The following is a 16,476-nucleotide window of genomic DNA, read 5'->3' on the forward strand; positions in this document are numbered from 1 at the left end:
GAACAGAATTCCGACACAGGAGAATCAGTGCTCGAGTCACACACCTTCGATCAGCTTCGCATCGGTCTCGCCACCGCCGACGACATCCGTCGTTGGTCCTTCGGCGAGGTCAAGAAGCCCGAAACCATCAACTACCGCACCCTGAAGCCCGAGAAGGACGGCCTCTTCGGAGAGCAGATCTTCGGACCTTCGCGCGACTGGGAGTGCGCCTGCGGCAAGTACAAGCGCGTCCGCTTCAAGGGCATCGTCTGCGAGCGCTGCGGCGTGGAGGTCACCAAGTCCTCCGTCCGTCGTGAGCGCATGGGCCACATCGAGCTCGCCGCCCCCGTCACCCACATCTGGTACTTCAAGGGCGTTCCCTCGCGCCTCGGATACCTGCTGGACATGGCGCCGAAGGACCTCGAGAAGGTCATCTACTTCGCCGCCTACATGGTGATCTCGGTCGACGAGGATGCGCGTCACCGCGACCTCCCGACCCACGAGGCGAACCTCCGCCTCGAGATCAAGAACATCGCCGACCGTCGTGACGCTCGCGTCGCCGACCGCCTGCAGAAGCTGGAAGACGAGCTCGCCGCCCTCGAGGCGGAAGGAGCCAAGGCCGACCAGAAGAAGAAGGCCAAGGACGCCGCCGAGAAGGAGATGACCACGATCCGCAAGCGCGGCGACGAGCAGGTCGCCAAGCTCGAGCGGATGTGGGACGAGTTCCGCGGTCTCGAGGTCGGTCAGCTCAAGCAGGAAGACGACATCTTCCAGGAGCTGCAGGACCGCTTCGGTCAGTACTTCGAGGCCTACATGGGCGCGGAGTCGATCAAGCGTCGCCTGCTGGCGTTCGACCTGGCCGCTGAGGCCGAGTCGCTCCACCTGCAGATCTCCGAGGGCAAGGGCCAGCGCAAGATCCGTGCGATCAAGCGTCTCAAGGTCGTCAACTCGTTCCTGTCGACGGGTATGAGCCCCGCATCGATGGTCCTGGACGTCGTCCCGGTCATCCCGCCGGAGCTCCGCCCCATGGTCCAGCTCGACGGTGGCCGTTTCGCCACGTCCGACCTGAACGACCTGTACCGTCGCGTGATCAACCGCAACAACCGTCTCCGTCGCCTGATCGACCTCGGTGCCCCCGAGATCATCGTCAACAACGAGAAGCGGATGCTGCAGGAGGCCGTCGACGCCCTGTTCGACAACGGCCGCCGCGGTCGTCCCGTCACCGGTACCGGCAACCGCGCCCTGAAGTCCCTCAGCGACATGCTGAAGGGTAAGCAGGGTCGTTTCCGCCAGAACCTGCTCGGCAAGCGCGTCGACTACTCGGGCCGTTCGGTCATCATCGTCGGCCCGCAGCTGAAGCTGCACCAGTGCGGTCTGCCCAAGCAGATGGCGCTGGAGCTCTTCAAGCCGTTCGTCATCAAGCGCCTGATCGACCTCGGTCACTCGCAGAACATCAAGGCCGCCAAGCGCGCCGTCGAGCGCACCCGTCCCGAGGTCTGGGACGTGCTCGAGGAGATCATCCGCGAGCGTCCGGTTCTGCTGAACCGTGCGCCCACGCTGCACCGCCTCGGCATCCAGGCGTTCGAGCCGCAGCTCGTCGAGGGCAAGGCCATCCAGCTCCACCCGCTCGTCTGCGCCGCCTTCAACGCGGACTTCGACGGTGACCAGATGGCCGTGCACCTGCCGCTGTCGGTCGAGGCTCAGGCCGAGGCCCGCGTGCTGATGCTCGCCTCGAACAACATCCTGAAGCCGTCTGACGGCCGTCCGGTCACCCTGCCCTCGCAGGACATGATCATCGGTCTGCACCACCTGACGACCCTCAAGGAGGGCGCTGCCGGTGAGGGCCGTGTGTTCGGTTCCGTCGGCGAGGCGATCCTGGCCAAGGACGAGGGCACCCTCGACCTGCAGGCCAAGGTCCGCATCCGCGTCCCCGGCCTGACCTTCCTCGAGGGGGAGGCTCCGGAGGGCTACGAGCGTCACGGTCTGGTGGATGCCTCGCTCGGCCAGGCGATCTTCAACGACACCCTCCCCAAGGGCTACCCGTTCGTTCGCGAGCAGGCCGACAAGGGCAAGCTGTCGCAGATCGTCAACAAGCTGGCTGAGGAGTACCCGAAGACCGAGGTCGCGGCATCCCTCGACCGGATCAAGGACGCCGGCTTCTACTGGGCCACTCGTTCGGGTGTGACCGTCGCCCTCAGCGACGTCCTCACGCCGCCGAACAAGAAGGAGATCGTCGCCGCCTACGAGAAGCAGGCAGCGAAGGTCCAGGGTCAGTTCGAGAAGGGCCTCACGACCGACGCCGAGCGTCGTCAGGAGCTCATCAAGATCTGGACCGAGGCGACCGACGAGGTCCAGAAGGCGATGCGGGACAACTTCCCGGCCGACAACACCATCAACCGCATGGTGAGCTCGGGTGCCCGTGGTAACTGGCTGCAGATCCGCAACATCGCGGGTATGCGAGGCCTGGTGAACAACCCCAAGGGTGAGATCATCCCCCGTCCGATCATCTCCTCGTACCGCGAGGGTCTGTCGGTGGCTGAGTACTTCATCGCGACGCACGGTGCGCGTAAGGGTCTGGCCGACACGGCCCTCCGTACGGCCGACTCGGGGTACCTCACGCGTCGTCTCGTGGACGTCTCGCAGGATGTCATCATCCGCGAGGAGGACTGCGGCACGACCAAGGGTCTCGAGTTCACGATCGCCGCTCCCGGCGCCGACGGCGAGCTCGTCCGCGACGCGAACGTCGAGAACTCGGTGTTCGCCCGTACCCTCGCCGCCGCCGTGGTCGACGCTCAGGGCACCGTCCTGGCCGAGGCCGGCGACGACGTGGGCGACGTCCTCATCGACAAGCTGGTCGCCGGTGGCATCGAGAGCATCAAGGTGCGCTCGGTCCTGACCTGCGACTCGGCCGTCGGTGTCTGCGCGAAGTGCTACGGCCGTTCGCTGGCCAGCGGCAAGCTCGTCGACATCGGCGAGGCCGTCGGCATCATCGCCGCTCAGTCGATCGGTGAGCCCGGTACCCAGCTGACGATGCGTACGTTCCACACCGGTGGTTCGGCATCGGCGGACGACATCACCCAGGGTCTGCCCCGTGTCCAAGAGCTGTTCGAGGCTCGTACCCCCAAGGGTGCGTCCCCGATCGCCGAGGCCGACGGTGTCATCAAGATCGATGAGACCGACAAGGCCAAGAAGCTCATCCTGACTCCGGACAACGGCGACGAGCCGCACGTCTACCCGGTCCTCAAGCGCGCCACCCTCCTCGTCGAGGACGGCCAGCGCGTCGAGGTCGGTCAGCCCCTGCAGGTCGGCACGCTCGACCCCAAGGAGGTCATGCGTGTCATGGGTGCCCGCGAGGTGCAGAAGTACCTCGTCGGCGGCGTGCAGGGCGTCTACCGCTCGCAGGGTGTGCCGATCCACGACAAGCACATCGAGGTCATCGTGCGCCAGATGCTGCGCAAGGTCACGGTCGTCGACCACGGCGAGACGGACCTGCTGCCCGGTGAGCTGGTGGACTTCAAGCGCTACCAGCAGATGAACCGCGAAGCGGTCGCCGCGGGCAAGCGCCCCGCGTCGGGTCGTCCCGAGCTGATGGGTATCACGAAGGCGTCGCTCGCGACCGAATCGTGGCTCTCGGCCGCGTCGTTCCAGGAGACCACCCGCGTCCTCACGCAGGCGGCCATGGAGGGCAAGAGCGACCCGCTCGTCGGCCTCAAGGAGAACGTCATCATCGGAAAGCTCATCCCCGCCGGCACCGGCCTTGCGAAGTACCGCAACGTCGTGGTCGAGGCGACGGAGGAGGCCAAGAGCGAGCGGTACCCCAACCGCATCTTCGCCTCGGACGGTGCGTACAGCGACGCCGACCTGAGCTACGTCGACTTCGACAGCTTCTCGACCGACGACTTCACCCCCGGCAGCTACAACTGATTGAGGTGAGAGACGAGCGAGCTTGCTCGCTCGGCCGAGCCGATTGAAGTTGTCGAGCGACGCAGTCGTGAGAACAACTGATCGAGGTGTGATCGTCTGACCGAAGGCCCCCGGGACTCGTTCCCGGGGGCCTTCGGCGTTGCCGCGCGAAGGTGGCGCGGCGGGGCCACTACCGTGGACGCATGGCACGGGTGGGTGGGCGCAACGCCGCTTTCGCATGGTTCGTCGGCATCGTCAGCGCGGCGATCGTCGTGACGTTGCTCGTCCTCGCGATCCCGATGTTCCCGGTGGCGTCGCAGTGGCTCGCCCAGAGCGGACGGACGACGGACGGGTCCGACGGTGCCGGGGCTCCGTCGCCCGGGGCGTCGAGCGCCTCCGATGCCGCGTCATCGCCGCAAGGCTGCCGCGACCTCTACAACGACGCCGCGTGGGCGGTCCTGCGGCAGACCGACGGCGCCGTGGTCACCGCGTCGACGGACCCGCCCGTCTCGAGTGCGAAGGACGTCGTGGCCGCGCTCCAGCCCGCGGTCGTCCTCACGTGTCGCTGGACGTCCGATGCGGGTGAGATCTCGACGACGGTCGCGGCCGTGCCGACGGATGCCGGGGCCATCGCTGCCGCATCCCTCCCCGCCAAGGGGTTCACGTGCGCCGACGACGACGGGCGCGTCCGATGCGAACGCACGGACGGCGATCTGGTCGAGTCGATCGAGGCGGGCGGTGGCCGGTGGCTGTCGACGTCGCAGCAGGCGTGGCATCCGTCCCGGTACGCCGAAGGCGTGGCGGATGCGGTGTGGCCGGCCGAGGGGTGAGCCCTCAGCCCCGGACCCGACCCCTCAGCCCCAGATCTTCGACACGATCGCCGCGGTGTAGCCCTGCGGGGCGAGGTTCGAGTACTGCGTGTCGATCGCCACTCCGTCGCGCCAGTAGACGGTGCGACCCACGGGGAGGCCGAGGTCGTCGGTGCCGCTCTTCTCGCACCGCAGGCCTTCGTCCGGCTCGTAGCAGAGGTAGCCGTCGTCGACGCCGAGCAGGTACAGGGCGTCGCGCGCTTCGCGCTCGGGGGAGTAGCCGACGACCGTGACGAGACTCGTGCGGCTGGCGCCCGGGTCGGCCCACACGCAGACGCGGCTGCTGTCGGGACGGATGCCGCCGCCCATCCCCGGGGCGTTCAGCGGGATGCCCTGGAGGGTGGTGAGGATGCTGTCGCTCAGGATGCTCTTGCAATCCGAGGGGAGTGGAGTGGTCGACGTCGAAGGGCCGAACGGGAAGTCGGCGATCGCGACGGGTGTCATCGTCGGTGTGGGGGTTCCGGATGCCGCATCCGTCGGTTCGGGCCGGAGCGTGTCGGGCTCGGGGGCGCAGGCCGACACGGCGGCCGCGAGCGCGGCGGCGCCGAGGAGGGCTCCGACGGCCCGTCCGATGCGTGCGCGCCGAGAGGACATGGTCACCACGATACGCACACCGCGCCACGCCGCCTGAAGAAACGACGGGGCGCCTCCCCGGCGCCCGTGGAACGCCGGGATACGCTCGCTTCAGCGGTGGCGCACGCCCCCGCGTGAGGAGTGACACGGCAATGAGCGACCCCAAGTTCGGCGAGCGGAACGACCAGGCCAACGAGCCCGCTTACGGTGAGCCGATCGAGGAGCCGACGACCTCCGACGACTCCCGCGGTGTCGACGACGTCGTCGGCAGTGCGAACGACAGCCTCGCCGACGCGGAGGCCGCCTCGCGCGCCTCGGATGAGCGCACCCGCGGCGACCGTTCCTTCGACGTGACCGATCGGGGCTCCGACCTGTCGATCGACTACGGCAAGTACAGCGAACCCGACGCGCCCGTCGCCTCCAGCGCGGTCAGCAGCGAACCGCTCTACCGCCCGTCGGCCGAGACCCGCGACGATGCGGTCACCGAGGCGATGCCTCACGCCGATGCTCCCACCCGCGTCAACGAGTCCGTGCCCGCCGATTCGACGACGGATGCCGCGGCCCCCGCCGCAGCGACGGCTGCCGCCTCCCACGTAGACCAGACCCCGACGACGGTCACCTCCAGCGAGCCCGCCGCCGCGCCGACGGCCGCGTACTCGCAGCAGCCGATCTTCGTGCAGGCGCCCGAGGCTCCCCGCCCGCGCGGCAACCGCGGCGCTGCGGGCCTCATCGGCCTGCTCGCCGCGCTCCTTTTCGCCGTCCTCTACCTCGTGGCGATCCTCGGGCTGGATGCGCTCGAGAACGGACTCACGGTCGACACCGTCGGGCAGCGGCTCGTCGAGGTCGTGACGACCTGGGCGTTCTGGGTCCCCGTCGCCGTGTTCTTCCTCGGCTTCTGGCTGCTGGGCGCGTTCATCAACCGCGGTCGCTGGGGCCTGTGGGTCGTTTTCGGGCTGATCGTCGGTGCCGTCGCTTACGGCGGGCACATCCTCGGGCAGCTCTTCCAGGCCCCGTTCTGGTCCATCGCGCCGTCGCGCGCGAACGAGATCGTCGGCGAGCAGCTCCTCGCACCGCTCGCCGTCATCGCTTTCGTCCTCGGTCGCGAGATCACCATCTGGTTCGGTGCCTGGGTCGCCAGCCGCGGTCGTCGGGTCACCGAGCTGAACGACGAGGCGCAGCGCGAGTACGAGCGCACCCTCGAGGCCGGCCCCCAGCTCCACCAGTACTGATGACTGCCCGCGGCTGATGACCCAGCCCGCCGGCGTCGCAGCGCCGATCGCCACGTTCTTCGCGGCGGTCGGCTTCGCTGCGCTCGCGATCTGCGGATTCGGCTTCACGAGCCTGGTGACCGACACCGACGTCATCGCCGCGCCGGGCCTCGGGCAGGGCGCCGGCATCGCCGCGATGCTGCTCGCGGCGGCCGCGTTCGCGGGCGCCGAGTACGGCGCGGTGCGCCGCGGACGGTACCCCGCCGCGGTGTGGGTCATGATCGCGACGGTGGCCGGTTATCTGGCGGGGATCGTGCTCGGGGGAGTGCTGACGGGTGCGGATGCGGCGCTCGCTCTGGGGGCGGCGGGCACGTTCTCGCTGTCCTGGTTCGCCCTCGTCCTCGCCGTCACCGCCGCCGCGGCGTCATGGGCCGGGATCGCCCTCGGGCGGACGCGCGCACGCCGACCCGAGTGGCCGTGGGAGCGCAGCGACGAGGACGAGTGACGGGCGCGGCATCCCGATGGCCGGAAATACCCCCGATCGGCCCGGATCTCCGCGAGAATGGGTCCGTGGAGCGCTCGCTCGAGACGCAGGTGAACCAGGCCGTCGAGGCCTGGTTGCGCTGGTTGCCGCGCTGGGAGCCCGCGACGCACCGTGGCCGGGTCGCTCCGTGCCGCCGATGTCTGGGGTCGCCGATCCTGTCGGCAGCGGGCCTCGGCTCCGACGTCCCGCACGGTGTGCAGCACGGCCTGTCGACGCGGATCAAGACGATCGTCGACTCGTCCGTCGCGCAGTACACCGAGCGCAACCTGCCCATGCTGCAGGCCGAGCTCGATCAGCAGGCTGATCGCAACAGGTCCCGCACCTACCGCCCGTCCGAGGGACTCGAGCCCGAGTTCGAGGGCCTTCCCCTCGACCCCGACCCGGTCCCCGGCGCGCCCTTTCTCTTCACGATCGCCGGCATGGCCGATGAAGCGGATGCCGCCGTGCCCGCGCTCCCGCCGCTCACCGAGGATGCGAAGGCTGCACTCCGGCAGGAGGTCCGGCTGGCCGACGAGTACGCGAGCATGGTCGGCCGCGAGGTGTGCACGATCCTCCTGCGCCACCGGCTCCGGATCCAGACCGCGGTCGCGCAGTACGTGGAGCCGCAGATCGCCGCGATGCTCGAGGAGCTGACACGGTCGCTGGATGCGCCGTTCGACACCGGTGAGGGACTCCCGGGCGTCTGACCGTACGCCTCACCTGCTCATTTAGGGTGGGGGGATGAACACGGGTGTCGACAGCGGTGCGGGTGTCGTCCTGGGACTGCTGTCGATCATCCTCGGCCTCGCCGTCTACGTCTGGATCGCCCTCGCACTGTCGGCCGCCTTCCGGAAGATGGGCGAGGAGTCGTGGCACGCCTGGGTGCCGGTGCTCAACGTCGCCGTCCTCCTCCGCTGGGGCGGGTTCTCGCCCTGGCTCGCCCTCCTCGTGCTCGTCCCCGGCCCCGGGACCGTCGCGGTGTGGGTGCTGATCGTCGTGACGATCCATCGCCTGAACCCCGGTTTCGGCTACGGCACCGGGATGACGGTGGTCGGTGCGCTGCTGTTCCCGGTATGGGTCACGATCGTCGGGTTCGGACCGGCGGAGTGGCGCGGTGCTCGTCCCGCCCACCTGCGACCCGTGTCACCGTCGCCTGCCCCCTCCCCGCTGTATCCGCCGCTCGACTCGTTCTCCTCGGAGTTCGGCGCCCCGCTCCCGCCGCCGGCGTTCCCCGCACCCGCCGAGCCCGCCCCGGCCGTCCCGCGCGCCGGGACGACACCGCAGCCCCCGGCATCCGTCGCCCCGGAGCCGTGGACGCCGGTGGCGCACGATGCGCCCGCGGCCGAGCAGCCCGCCTCCGACCAAGCGCCTCTCGAGCAGCCCGACCCCACGTCGCCGAATCCGACCTTCCGTTCCGAGTCGCCGTGGCGGGAGGACGTGGACGAGGTGTCCGCGGTGTCTCCTGCGCCTTTCCCGCCGAACGCAGCCCTCGGCGGGGCCGTCGATCCCGCCGCCGACCCGGGGACCATCTCCGCGGTTCCCGGACGCGACGAGGCACCCGTCGCCTGGGTGCGCCCGGCCCCGGTGGGAGCCGACCGCGACGAGAGCGACGTGTTCCCGGAACTGACCGACGAGGTGTCCGCCGTGGCGGGCTCCCCGGCGGCGGGCGCACCGGTCGCGGCGACGCGGTCGGTGTCGGCGCAGGAGCGCCTGCGCGACGAGGCCGATGTCGCTCCGATGGACGACGAGCTCGAACGCACGGTCGTCGTCCGGCGTGGCCACGCCCGGTGGGAGCTCGTGCTCCCCGACGGGTCGACCGTGCCGCTGTCGGGAGACGTCGTCGTCCTCGGACGCAATCCCGTCGCCGATCCCGCGCATCCTCGGGCGCAGCTCGTGGCGATCGCCGATCCGACGCGCACGGTGTCGAAGACCCACGCGCGTCTGGAACGTCGTGGCGACACGTGGCGCATCGTCGATCTGGGCTCGACGAACGGCATCCTGCTGCCGAATCTCGGGGCGGACGTCGAGGTCGAACCGGGCGTCGACGCCGAGGTCGCCGATCGCTTCCTGCTCGGTGACGCATCGATTCGTCTGCAGCGAGTGGATGCCGGTTCCTGAGGCTCGAGGACCGTCACCTGAGCACTCGCGGTGAACACCGGCCTCGTTTGACCCGGGTTCGCGATCCCGCGTATCATTGACCGGGTGTGCGCATACGCGCGCCCTGCGACGTGCCTCGGTTCGGAGCAGGCGAGGCGAACGCATCCAGGGACAGGGCCTGCGAACAGGTCACCCCCACGGCATATCCATCACCCCGCACGTCGCACTCGCGGCGCGCTGATGGATCTGTGGTGAAACCACGAACGCTGTCACCGTGCAGCACCTGTGCGAGGCGAGAGCCGAGCGCAGATCGACAAGGAGAGAACGTGCCAACCATTCAGCAGTTGGTTCGCAAGGGTCGCTCGCCGAAGGTCACCAAGACCAAGGCGCCCGCCCTGAAGGCGAACCCGCAGCAGGCGGGTGTCTGCACCCGCGTGTACACGACCACGCCCAAGAAGCCGAACTCGGCGATGCGCAAGGTCGCCCGTGTGAAGCTCCGCAACGGGACCGAGGTCACCGCCTACATCCCCGGTGAGGGCCACAACCTGCAGGAGCACTCGCTCGTGCTGGTCCGTGGTGGTCGTGTCAAGGACCTCCCCGGTGTGCGTTACAAGATCGTCCGCGGCGCCCTGGACACCCAGGCCGTCAAGAACCGTAAGCAGGCTCGCAGCCGCTACGGCGCCAAGAAGGGTTGAGTTAGATGCCTCGCAAGGGACCCGCACCCCGCCGCGTCGTCGTCAACGACCCGGTCTACGGTGCTCCGATCGTCACCCAGCTGGTGAACAAGATCCTCGTCGATGGCAAGAAGTCCATCGCCGAGGCCATCGTCTACAACGCCCTCAAGGGCGTCGAGGCGAAGAACGGCCAGGACGCCGTCGCGACGCTCAAGAAGGCGCTCGACAACGTCCGCCCCACCCTCGAGGTCAAGAGCCGCCGCGTCGGTGGCTCGACCTACCAGGTTCCCGTCGAGGTCAAGCCGCACCGCGCGAACACGCTCGCGCTGCGCTGGCTCGTCTCGTACGCGAAGGGTCGCCGTGAGAAGACCATGACCGAGCGCCTCCAGAACGAGATCCTGGATGCCTCGAACGGCCTCGGTGCCGCGGTGAAGCGCCGCGAGGACACCCACAAGATGGCCGAGTCGAACCGCGCCTTCGCGCACTACCGCTGGTAATCAGCACCTCGGTGGCCGGCCGGGCAACCCCCGGCCGGTCACCTCGCGACATCCGTCACTACACGTAAGGACACCCCGTGGCACAAGAAGTGCTCACCGACCTCAACAAGGTCCGCAACATCGGCATCATGGCGCACATCGATGCCGGCAAGACGACGACGACCGAGCGCATCCTCTTCTACACGGGTGTCAACCACAAGCTGGGCGAGACCCACGACGGCGCCTCGACCACCGACTGGATGGAGCAGGAGAAGGAGCGCGGCATCACGATCACGTCTGCCGCCGTGACCTGCTTCTGGAACAAGAACCAGATCAACATCATCGACACCCCCGGTCACGTCGACTTCACGGTCGAGGTGGAGCGCTCGCTCCGCGTCCTCGACGGTGCCGTCGCCGTCTTCGACGGCAAGGAGGGCGTCGAGCCCCAGTCCGAGACCGTGTGGCGTCAGGCCGACAAGTACGACGTCCCCCGCATCTGCTTCGTCAACAAGATGGACAAGCTCGGCGCGGACTTCTACTTCACCGTCGAGACCATCATCAAGCGCCTCGGTGCCAAGCCGCTCGTGCTGCAGCTCCCGATTGGTGCCGAGAACGACTTCGTCGGCGTCATCGACCTCGTCGAGATGCGCGCACTGGTGTGGCCCGGTGACTCCAAGGGTGACGTCACCATGGGCGCCAAGTACGAGGTCCAGGAGATCCCCGCGGACCTCAAGGACCGCGCTGACGAGTACCGTCAGAAGCTCCTCGAGACCGTCGCCGAGTCCGACGACGAGCTGCTCGAGAAGTTCTTCGGCGGCGAAGAGCTGAGCCTGGCCGAGATCAAGGGCGCCATCCGCAAGATGACCGTCGCCGGCGAGCTCTACCCCGTGCTCTGCGGCTCCGCGTTCAAGAACCGCGGCGTCCAGCCGATGCTCGACGCGGTCGTCGACTACCTCCCGTCGCCCCTCGACGTGCCCGCCATCGAGGCGCACGACCCGAAGGACGAGGAGAAGGTCATCGAGCGTCACCCCGACGCCAACGACCCGTTCGCCGCGCTGGCCTTCAAGGTCGCCGTGCACCCGTTCTTCGGTCGCCTGACCTACATCCGCGTCTACTCGGGTCAGCTCGACTCGGGTGCGCAGGTCATCAACTCGACCAAGGGCAAGAAGGAGCGCATCGGGAAGATCTTCCAGATGCACGCCAACAAGGAGAACCCGGTCGACGCGGTCACCGCCGGCAACATCTACGCCGTCATCGGCCTGAAGGACACCACCACCGGTGACACCCTGGCCGACCCGAACGAGCCGGTCGTCCTCGAGTCGATGACGTTCCCCGAGCCCGTCATCGAGGTCGCCATCGAGCCGAAGACCAAGGCCGACCAGGAGAAGCTGGGCATCGCGATCCAGAAGCTCGCCGAGGAGGACCCGACGTTCCGCACCGAGCTCAACCCCGAGACCGGTCAGACCGTCATCAAGGGCATGGGCGAGCTGCACCTCGACATCCTCGTCGACCGCATGAAGCGCGAGTTCCGCGTCGAGGCGAACGTCGGCAAGCCGCAGGTCGCGTACCGCGAGACGATCAAGAAGACCGTCGAGCGTCACGACTACACGCACAAGAAGCAGACCGGTGGTTCGGGTCAGTTCGCGAAGATCCAGTTCGCCCTCGAGCCCCTCGAGGTCACCCCGGACAAGATCTACGAGTTCGAGAACAAGGTCACCGGTGGCCGCATCCCGCGTGAGTACATCGAACCCACCAACCAGGGCTTCCAGGACGCCATGCAGGTCGGCGTGCTCGCCGGCTTCCCCATGGTGGGTGTCAAGGCGATCCTGACCGATGGTGCGTCGCACGACGTCGACTCGTCCGAGATGGCGTTCAAGATCGCCGGTTCGATGGGCTTCAAGGAGGCCGTCCGCAAGGCGAACCCCGTTCTCCTCGAGCCGCTCATGGCGGTCGAGGTCCGTACTCCCGAGGAGTACATGGGCGACGTCATCGGCGACCTGAACTCGCGTCGCGGCCAGATCCAGTCCATGGAGGACGGTGCGGGCATCAAGATCGTCCGCGCCCTCGTCCCCCTGTCGGAGATGTTCGGCTACATCGGCGACCTGCGCTCGAAGACCTCGGGTCGTGCGGTCTACGCGATGGAGTTCGACAGCTACTCCGAGGTCCCGCGCGCGGTGGCCGACGAGATCGTCCAGAAGACCAAGGGCGAGTAACACCCGCTCTTCGGATGCCGGGGGCCCGGCCCCCGGCATCCGCCCAAACTGAATATCGTCACGTCAACTACACTGACAACATCCCCGTAGAAACCCGGTCGCAATCCAGCGCCCGGATGACTACACGACAGTCCTGAGGAGGACCCAGTGGCCAAGGCCAAGTTCGAGCGGACCAAGCCGCACGTCAACATCGGAACGATCGGTCACGTCGACCACGGCAAGACCACGCTCACCGCTGCCATCTCGAAGGTGCTCGCCGACAAGTTCCCGTCGGCCACCAACGTGCAGCGTGACTTCGCGTCGATCGACTCCGCTCCCGAAGAGCGCCAGCGTGGTATCACGATCAACATCTCGCACGTCGAGTACGAGACCCCGAAGCGTCACTACGCGCACGTCGACGCCCCGGGTCACGCTGACTACATCAAGAACATGATCACCGGTGCTGCCCAGATGGACGGCGCGATCCTCGTGGTCGCCGCCACCGACGGCCCGATGGCTCAGACGCGTGAGCACGTCCTGCTCGCCAAGCAGGTCGGCGTGCCGTACCTGATGGTCGCGCTGAACAAGGCCGACATGGTCGACGACGAGGAGATCCTGGAGCTCGTCGAGCTCGAGGTCTCCGAGCTGCTCGCCTCGCAGGGCTTCGCCGAGGACGCTCCGGTCGTCCGCGTCTCGGGCCTCAAGGCGCTCGAGGGCGACGAGAAGTGGGTCCAGTCGATCCTCGACCTCATGGAGGCCGCGGACGAGAACATCCCCGACCCCGTGCGTGACAAGGACAAGCCGTTCCTCATGCCGATCGAGGACGTCTTCACGATCACCGGTCGTGGAACGGTCGTCACCGGTCGCGCCGAGCGTGGCACCCTCGCCATCAACTCCGAGGTCGAGATCGTCGGCATCCGCCCGACGCAGAAGACCACGGTCACGGGTATCGAGATGTTCCACAAGCAGCTCGACGAGGCCTGGGCCGGCGAGAACTGTGGTCTGCTCCTCCGTGGTCTCAAGCGTGACGACGTCGAGCGTGGCCAGGTCGTCGTGAAGCCGGGTTCGGTTACGCCGCACACCAACTTCGAGGGCACTGCCTACATCCTCTCGAAGGAGGAGGGTGGCCGTCACAACCCCTTCTACACGAACTACCGCCCGCAGTTCTACTTCCGTACCACGGACGTCACCGGCGTCATCTCGCTGCCCGAGGGCACCGAGATGGTCATGCCCGGTGACACCACGGACATGACGGTGGAGCTCATCCAGCCCATCGCCATGGAAGATGGACTCGGCTTCGCGATCCGTGAGGGTGGCCGCACCGTCGGCGCCGGCACGGTGACCAAGATCATCAAGTAAGTCCTTTCGGACTCACCGACAAGGGGTCGGGCCTTCGGGCCCGGCCCCTTCGTCGTTCCCGCAAGGGGTGCCGCCCGAATCCTCGGCGACCTAGACTGACCGCGCCGCGACACCCGCGCGGGCATCGATGGAGATGAGGGAGAGCATGGGAATCGACGACATCGTGGGCAAGGGGAAGCAGTTCCTCGAGCAGCACAAGGACGAGATCGAGAAGAACCTGAAGTCCGACCAGGCCGAGGACGTGAGCGACAAGGTGCTCGACGCGGCGGCCGAGTTCGTGAAGAAGGTGGCCCCCGACTCCGTCGACGCCAAGGTCGACGAGGTCCGCGAGAACGTGGATCGGCGCATCGGCAACGAGTGACGATCGCGAAGGGGACGGATGCAGCTCGCATCCGTCCCCTTCCGTGTCCCCGACCGGCGGTCCGCCGTCTGACAGAATGAACGTCGGATGGTGAGGATCGGATGACGCAGGTGAAGCGGGACGCGTCGTGAGCGGCATCCTCGTCCACGAGTGGCTGTCTCGGCACGGGGGCTCCGAGAACGTGTTCGACGTGCTCGGCGGGGTGTTCCCTGACGCCGAGCGGTGGTGCCTCTGGAACGAGAGCGAGGGACGCTTCTCGGGCGTCCACGAGACCGTTCTGGCCCGGACCCCCCTCCGCGGGCACAAGGCGGCCGCCCTGCCGCTCATGCCGCTGGCTTGGCGGGCGCTGCCGGAGCGGGACGCCGACTGGGTTCTCTGCAGCAGTCACCTCTTCGCTCACCACGCGCGATTCCGCGGGGCCGCGCGCGAGGCGCCGAAGCTCGTCTACACCCACACCCCAGCGCGGTACATCTGGACGCCCGAGCTCGACGGCCGTGGGAGCGGCGTCGCCGCTCGCGCCGCATCCGCCCTGCTGAAGCCGCTCGACCGGCGCCGCGCAGCCGAGCCCGTCGCCATCGCCGCCAACAGTGCCTTCATCGCCGACAGGGTCGCGCGTGCCTGGGGTCGCGACGCCACCGTCATCCACCCGCCGATCGACGTGGCACGGTTCGCCGACGCGCAACCGACGGACGAGACGGATGCCGCCGTCGCCGACCTCCCGCGCGACTATCTGCTCGGGGTCTCGAGGTTCGTCCCGTACAAACGCCTCGAGCTCGTCATCGACGCCGGGGTCGCGTCGGGCCTCCCCGTGGTCCTGGCGGGTGGGGGAGCGGACGAGGAGAGGCTGCGCGCGTACGCGGCGGATCGCGGGCATCCCGTCACGGTCGTCCGTGACCCGTCGTCCATCCTGCTCGCCGCGCTGTACCGGGGCGCGCTCGCGCTCGTCTTCCCCGCCGTCGAGGATTTCGGCATCATGCCGGTCGAGGCGATGGCGGCGGGCACGCCCGTCGTGGGGAACGCCGTCGGGGGAGTCGCCGAGAGCGTCATCGACGGGGCCACCGGTGCGCTCGTCCACGAGTGGGCGGGCGCGGACCTGCGCGCCGCGGTCGAGCGCGCAGCGGCGTCGAGCCGCGAGGCGTGTGTGAGGCGCGCATACGAGTTCGATCGTCCCGTGTTCGAAGCGCGCATCGCCGACTGGGTCGCGGAGGAGACAGCGTGAGCGGGCTCCTCGTCGACGACCGGTACCGCGGTGCGCACGGGATCGGGCGCTACGCCCGCGAGGTGCTCGGTCGTCTCGATCGCGACTGGCGCGGCCTGGGACTGGACGGCACGCCCTACAGCCCGTTCGACGCGTTCCGTGCCCTGCCGGATCTCGCCGCGGGATCCGTGGTCTACTCGCCCGGGTACGGGGCGCTGGTCCGCGCGCCGCGGCAGGTCCTGACGATCCACGACCTCATCCAGCTCGAGAGCCCCTGGCCCGGCCGCGCGAAGTTCCTCGCCTACTACGGCGGCCCCGTGCGGCGTGTGGTCCGGCGAGCCGGCATCGTCCTCACGGTGTCCGAGACCTCGGCCGAGGCGATCCGGCGGTGGCTGCGCGACGACGCCGTCGACGTCGTCAACGCCGGCAACGGGTGCTCCGCCGCCTTCACCCCCGACGGCCCGCGCGAGGTCGCATCCGACCCGTACGTCCTGTTCGTCGGGAACGTCCGGGCGCACAAGAACCTCGACGTCGTGCTGCGCGCTCTCGCGGTGACCAGCGGCATCCGTCTTCGCGCGGTCGTGCCGGCCGGCGAGTCGGACCAGGTGCGGCAGGCCGCCGAGCGACATGGAGTCGAGGCCCGGGTCGACGTGGTGAGCGGTGTCGACGACGCGCGGCTCGCCGAGGTCTACCGGGGCGCCGCCGCGACCGTCATGCCGTCGTTGCTCGAGGGGTTCGGACTGCCCGCCCTCGAATCCGTGGCGACCGGGACGCCGGTCATCCATTGGGCCGGATGCCGCGCCGTCGCCGAGATCGTGGACGGGCGCGGCCCGGCGATGACCGACGCGCACGATGCACACGAGTGGGCCGCCGCGATGACGGATGCCGCCGCATCCCCTCGCGCCGTCGACCCGCCGCGCGGCACGTACGACTGGGATCGCACGGCGGGGATCGTCTCCGCGACGCTCGCGCGTGCGGGCGGGTGAGCGGGTGCCGGGTGAATTCGCGCTCCGGGGCGAGCGTATAGAGTGACTGGGCGGCACCGGTGGCGTGTGGCTCCGGCC

14 protein-coding genes are annotated in these 16,476 nt (G+C 68.7%); 13 read left to right on the forward strand and 1 reads right to left on the reverse strand.

Annotated features, from left to right (window positions below):
* Positions 1-27 precede the first annotated feature (27 nt).
* Together rpoC and AC4NN1_RS12140 are read left to right on the forward strand one after the other, a co-directional pair.
* Positions 28-3,903 carry a DNA-directed RNA polymerase subunit beta' gene (gene rpoC, locus AC4NN1_RS12135; RefSeq protein WP_018187374.1) on the forward strand — a complete coding sequence of 1,292 codons (3,876 nt, stop codon included), beginning with the start codon at positions 28-30 and terminating at the stop codon, positions 3,901-3,903.
* Positions 3,904-4,085: 182 nt separating this feature from the next.
* A complete protein-coding gene (locus tag AC4NN1_RS12140) occupies positions 4,086-4,712 on the forward strand; it encodes a hypothetical protein (RefSeq protein WP_491955461.1) in 627 nt (208 codons plus the stop codon).
* 24 nt (positions 4,713-4,736) lie between these two features.
* On the opposite strand, the gene AC4NN1_RS12145 is transcribed toward AC4NN1_RS12140, so the two are convergent.
* Complete coding sequence (locus AC4NN1_RS12145; protein ID WP_491955462.1) at positions 4,737-5,345, reverse strand: hypothetical protein; 609 nt, start codon at positions 5,343-5,345, stop codon at positions 4,737-4,739.
* Positions 5,346-5,476: 131 nt separating this feature from the next.
* Between AC4NN1_RS12145 and AC4NN1_RS12150 the strand changes: the two genes are divergently transcribed.
* From AC4NN1_RS12150 to AC4NN1_RS12200, 11 genes are all read left to right on the forward strand, one after another.
* Positions 5,477-6,553, forward strand: a complete 1,077-nt coding sequence (locus tag AC4NN1_RS12150; protein WP_491955463.1) for an ABC transporter — start codon at positions 5,477-5,479, stop codon at positions 6,551-6,553.
* A gap of 16 nt (positions 6,554-6,569) precedes the next feature.
* Positions 6,570-7,037, forward strand: coding sequence for a DUF6121 family protein (locus tag AC4NN1_RS12155; RefSeq protein WP_018187371.1), 468 nt, complete (start codon positions 6,570-6,572; stop codon positions 7,035-7,037).
* 65 nt (positions 7,038-7,102) lie between these two features.
* Positions 7,103-7,762 carry a hypothetical protein gene (locus tag AC4NN1_RS12160; RefSeq protein ID WP_018187370.1) on the forward strand — a complete coding sequence of 220 codons (660 nt, stop codon included), beginning with the start codon at positions 7,103-7,105 and terminating at the stop codon, positions 7,760-7,762.
* 34 nt (positions 7,763-7,796) lie between these two features.
* Positions 7,797-9,173 carry a DUF5684 domain-containing protein gene (locus AC4NN1_RS12165; protein ID WP_491955464.1) on the forward strand — a complete coding sequence of 459 codons (1,377 nt, stop codon included), beginning with the start codon at positions 7,797-7,799 and terminating at the stop codon, positions 9,171-9,173.
* Between the two features lie 305 nt (positions 9,174-9,478).
* Positions 9,479-9,847: a 30S ribosomal protein S12 gene (gene rpsL / locus AC4NN1_RS12170; RefSeq protein ID WP_018187369.1), complete on the forward strand. Its 369-nt coding sequence runs from the start codon at positions 9,479-9,481 to the stop codon at positions 9,845-9,847.
* Positions 9,848-9,852: 5 nt separating this feature from the next.
* Entirely contained in the window at positions 9,853-10,323 is a 471-nt protein-coding gene (gene rpsG, locus AC4NN1_RS12175; protein ID WP_018187368.1) for a 30S ribosomal protein S7, read from the forward strand.
* A 77-nt stretch (positions 10,324-10,400) separates the two neighbouring features.
* Positions 10,401-12,515, forward strand: coding sequence for an elongation factor G (fusA, locus tag AC4NN1_RS12180; protein WP_028497534.1), 2,115 nt, complete (start codon positions 10,401-10,403; stop codon positions 12,513-12,515).
* A gap of 147 nt (positions 12,516-12,662) precedes the next feature.
* Positions 12,663-13,853: an elongation factor Tu gene (gene tuf / locus AC4NN1_RS12185; RefSeq protein WP_018187366.1), complete on the forward strand. Its 1,191-nt coding sequence runs from the start codon at positions 12,663-12,665 to the stop codon at positions 13,851-13,853.
* A gap of 145 nt (positions 13,854-13,998) precedes the next feature.
* Positions 13,999-14,214 carry a hypothetical protein gene (locus tag AC4NN1_RS12190; RefSeq protein ID WP_491955465.1) on the forward strand — a complete coding sequence of 72 codons (216 nt, stop codon included), beginning with the start codon at positions 13,999-14,001 and terminating at the stop codon, positions 14,212-14,214.
* 127 nt (positions 14,215-14,341) lie between these two features.
* A complete protein-coding gene (locus AC4NN1_RS12195) occupies positions 14,342-15,433 on the forward strand; it encodes a glycosyltransferase (RefSeq protein WP_491955466.1) in 1,092 nt (363 codons plus the stop codon).
* Positions 15,430-16,398, forward strand: coding sequence for a glycosyltransferase (locus AC4NN1_RS12200; RefSeq protein WP_491955467.1), 969 nt, complete (start codon positions 15,430-15,432; stop codon positions 16,396-16,398). The genes AC4NN1_RS12195 and AC4NN1_RS12200 overlap by 4 nt, the downstream gene beginning before the upstream one ends.
* Positions 16,399-16,476: the final 78 nt, after the last annotated feature.

This window comes from Microbacterium sp. MDV22-iso44, from assembly GCF_058629135.1.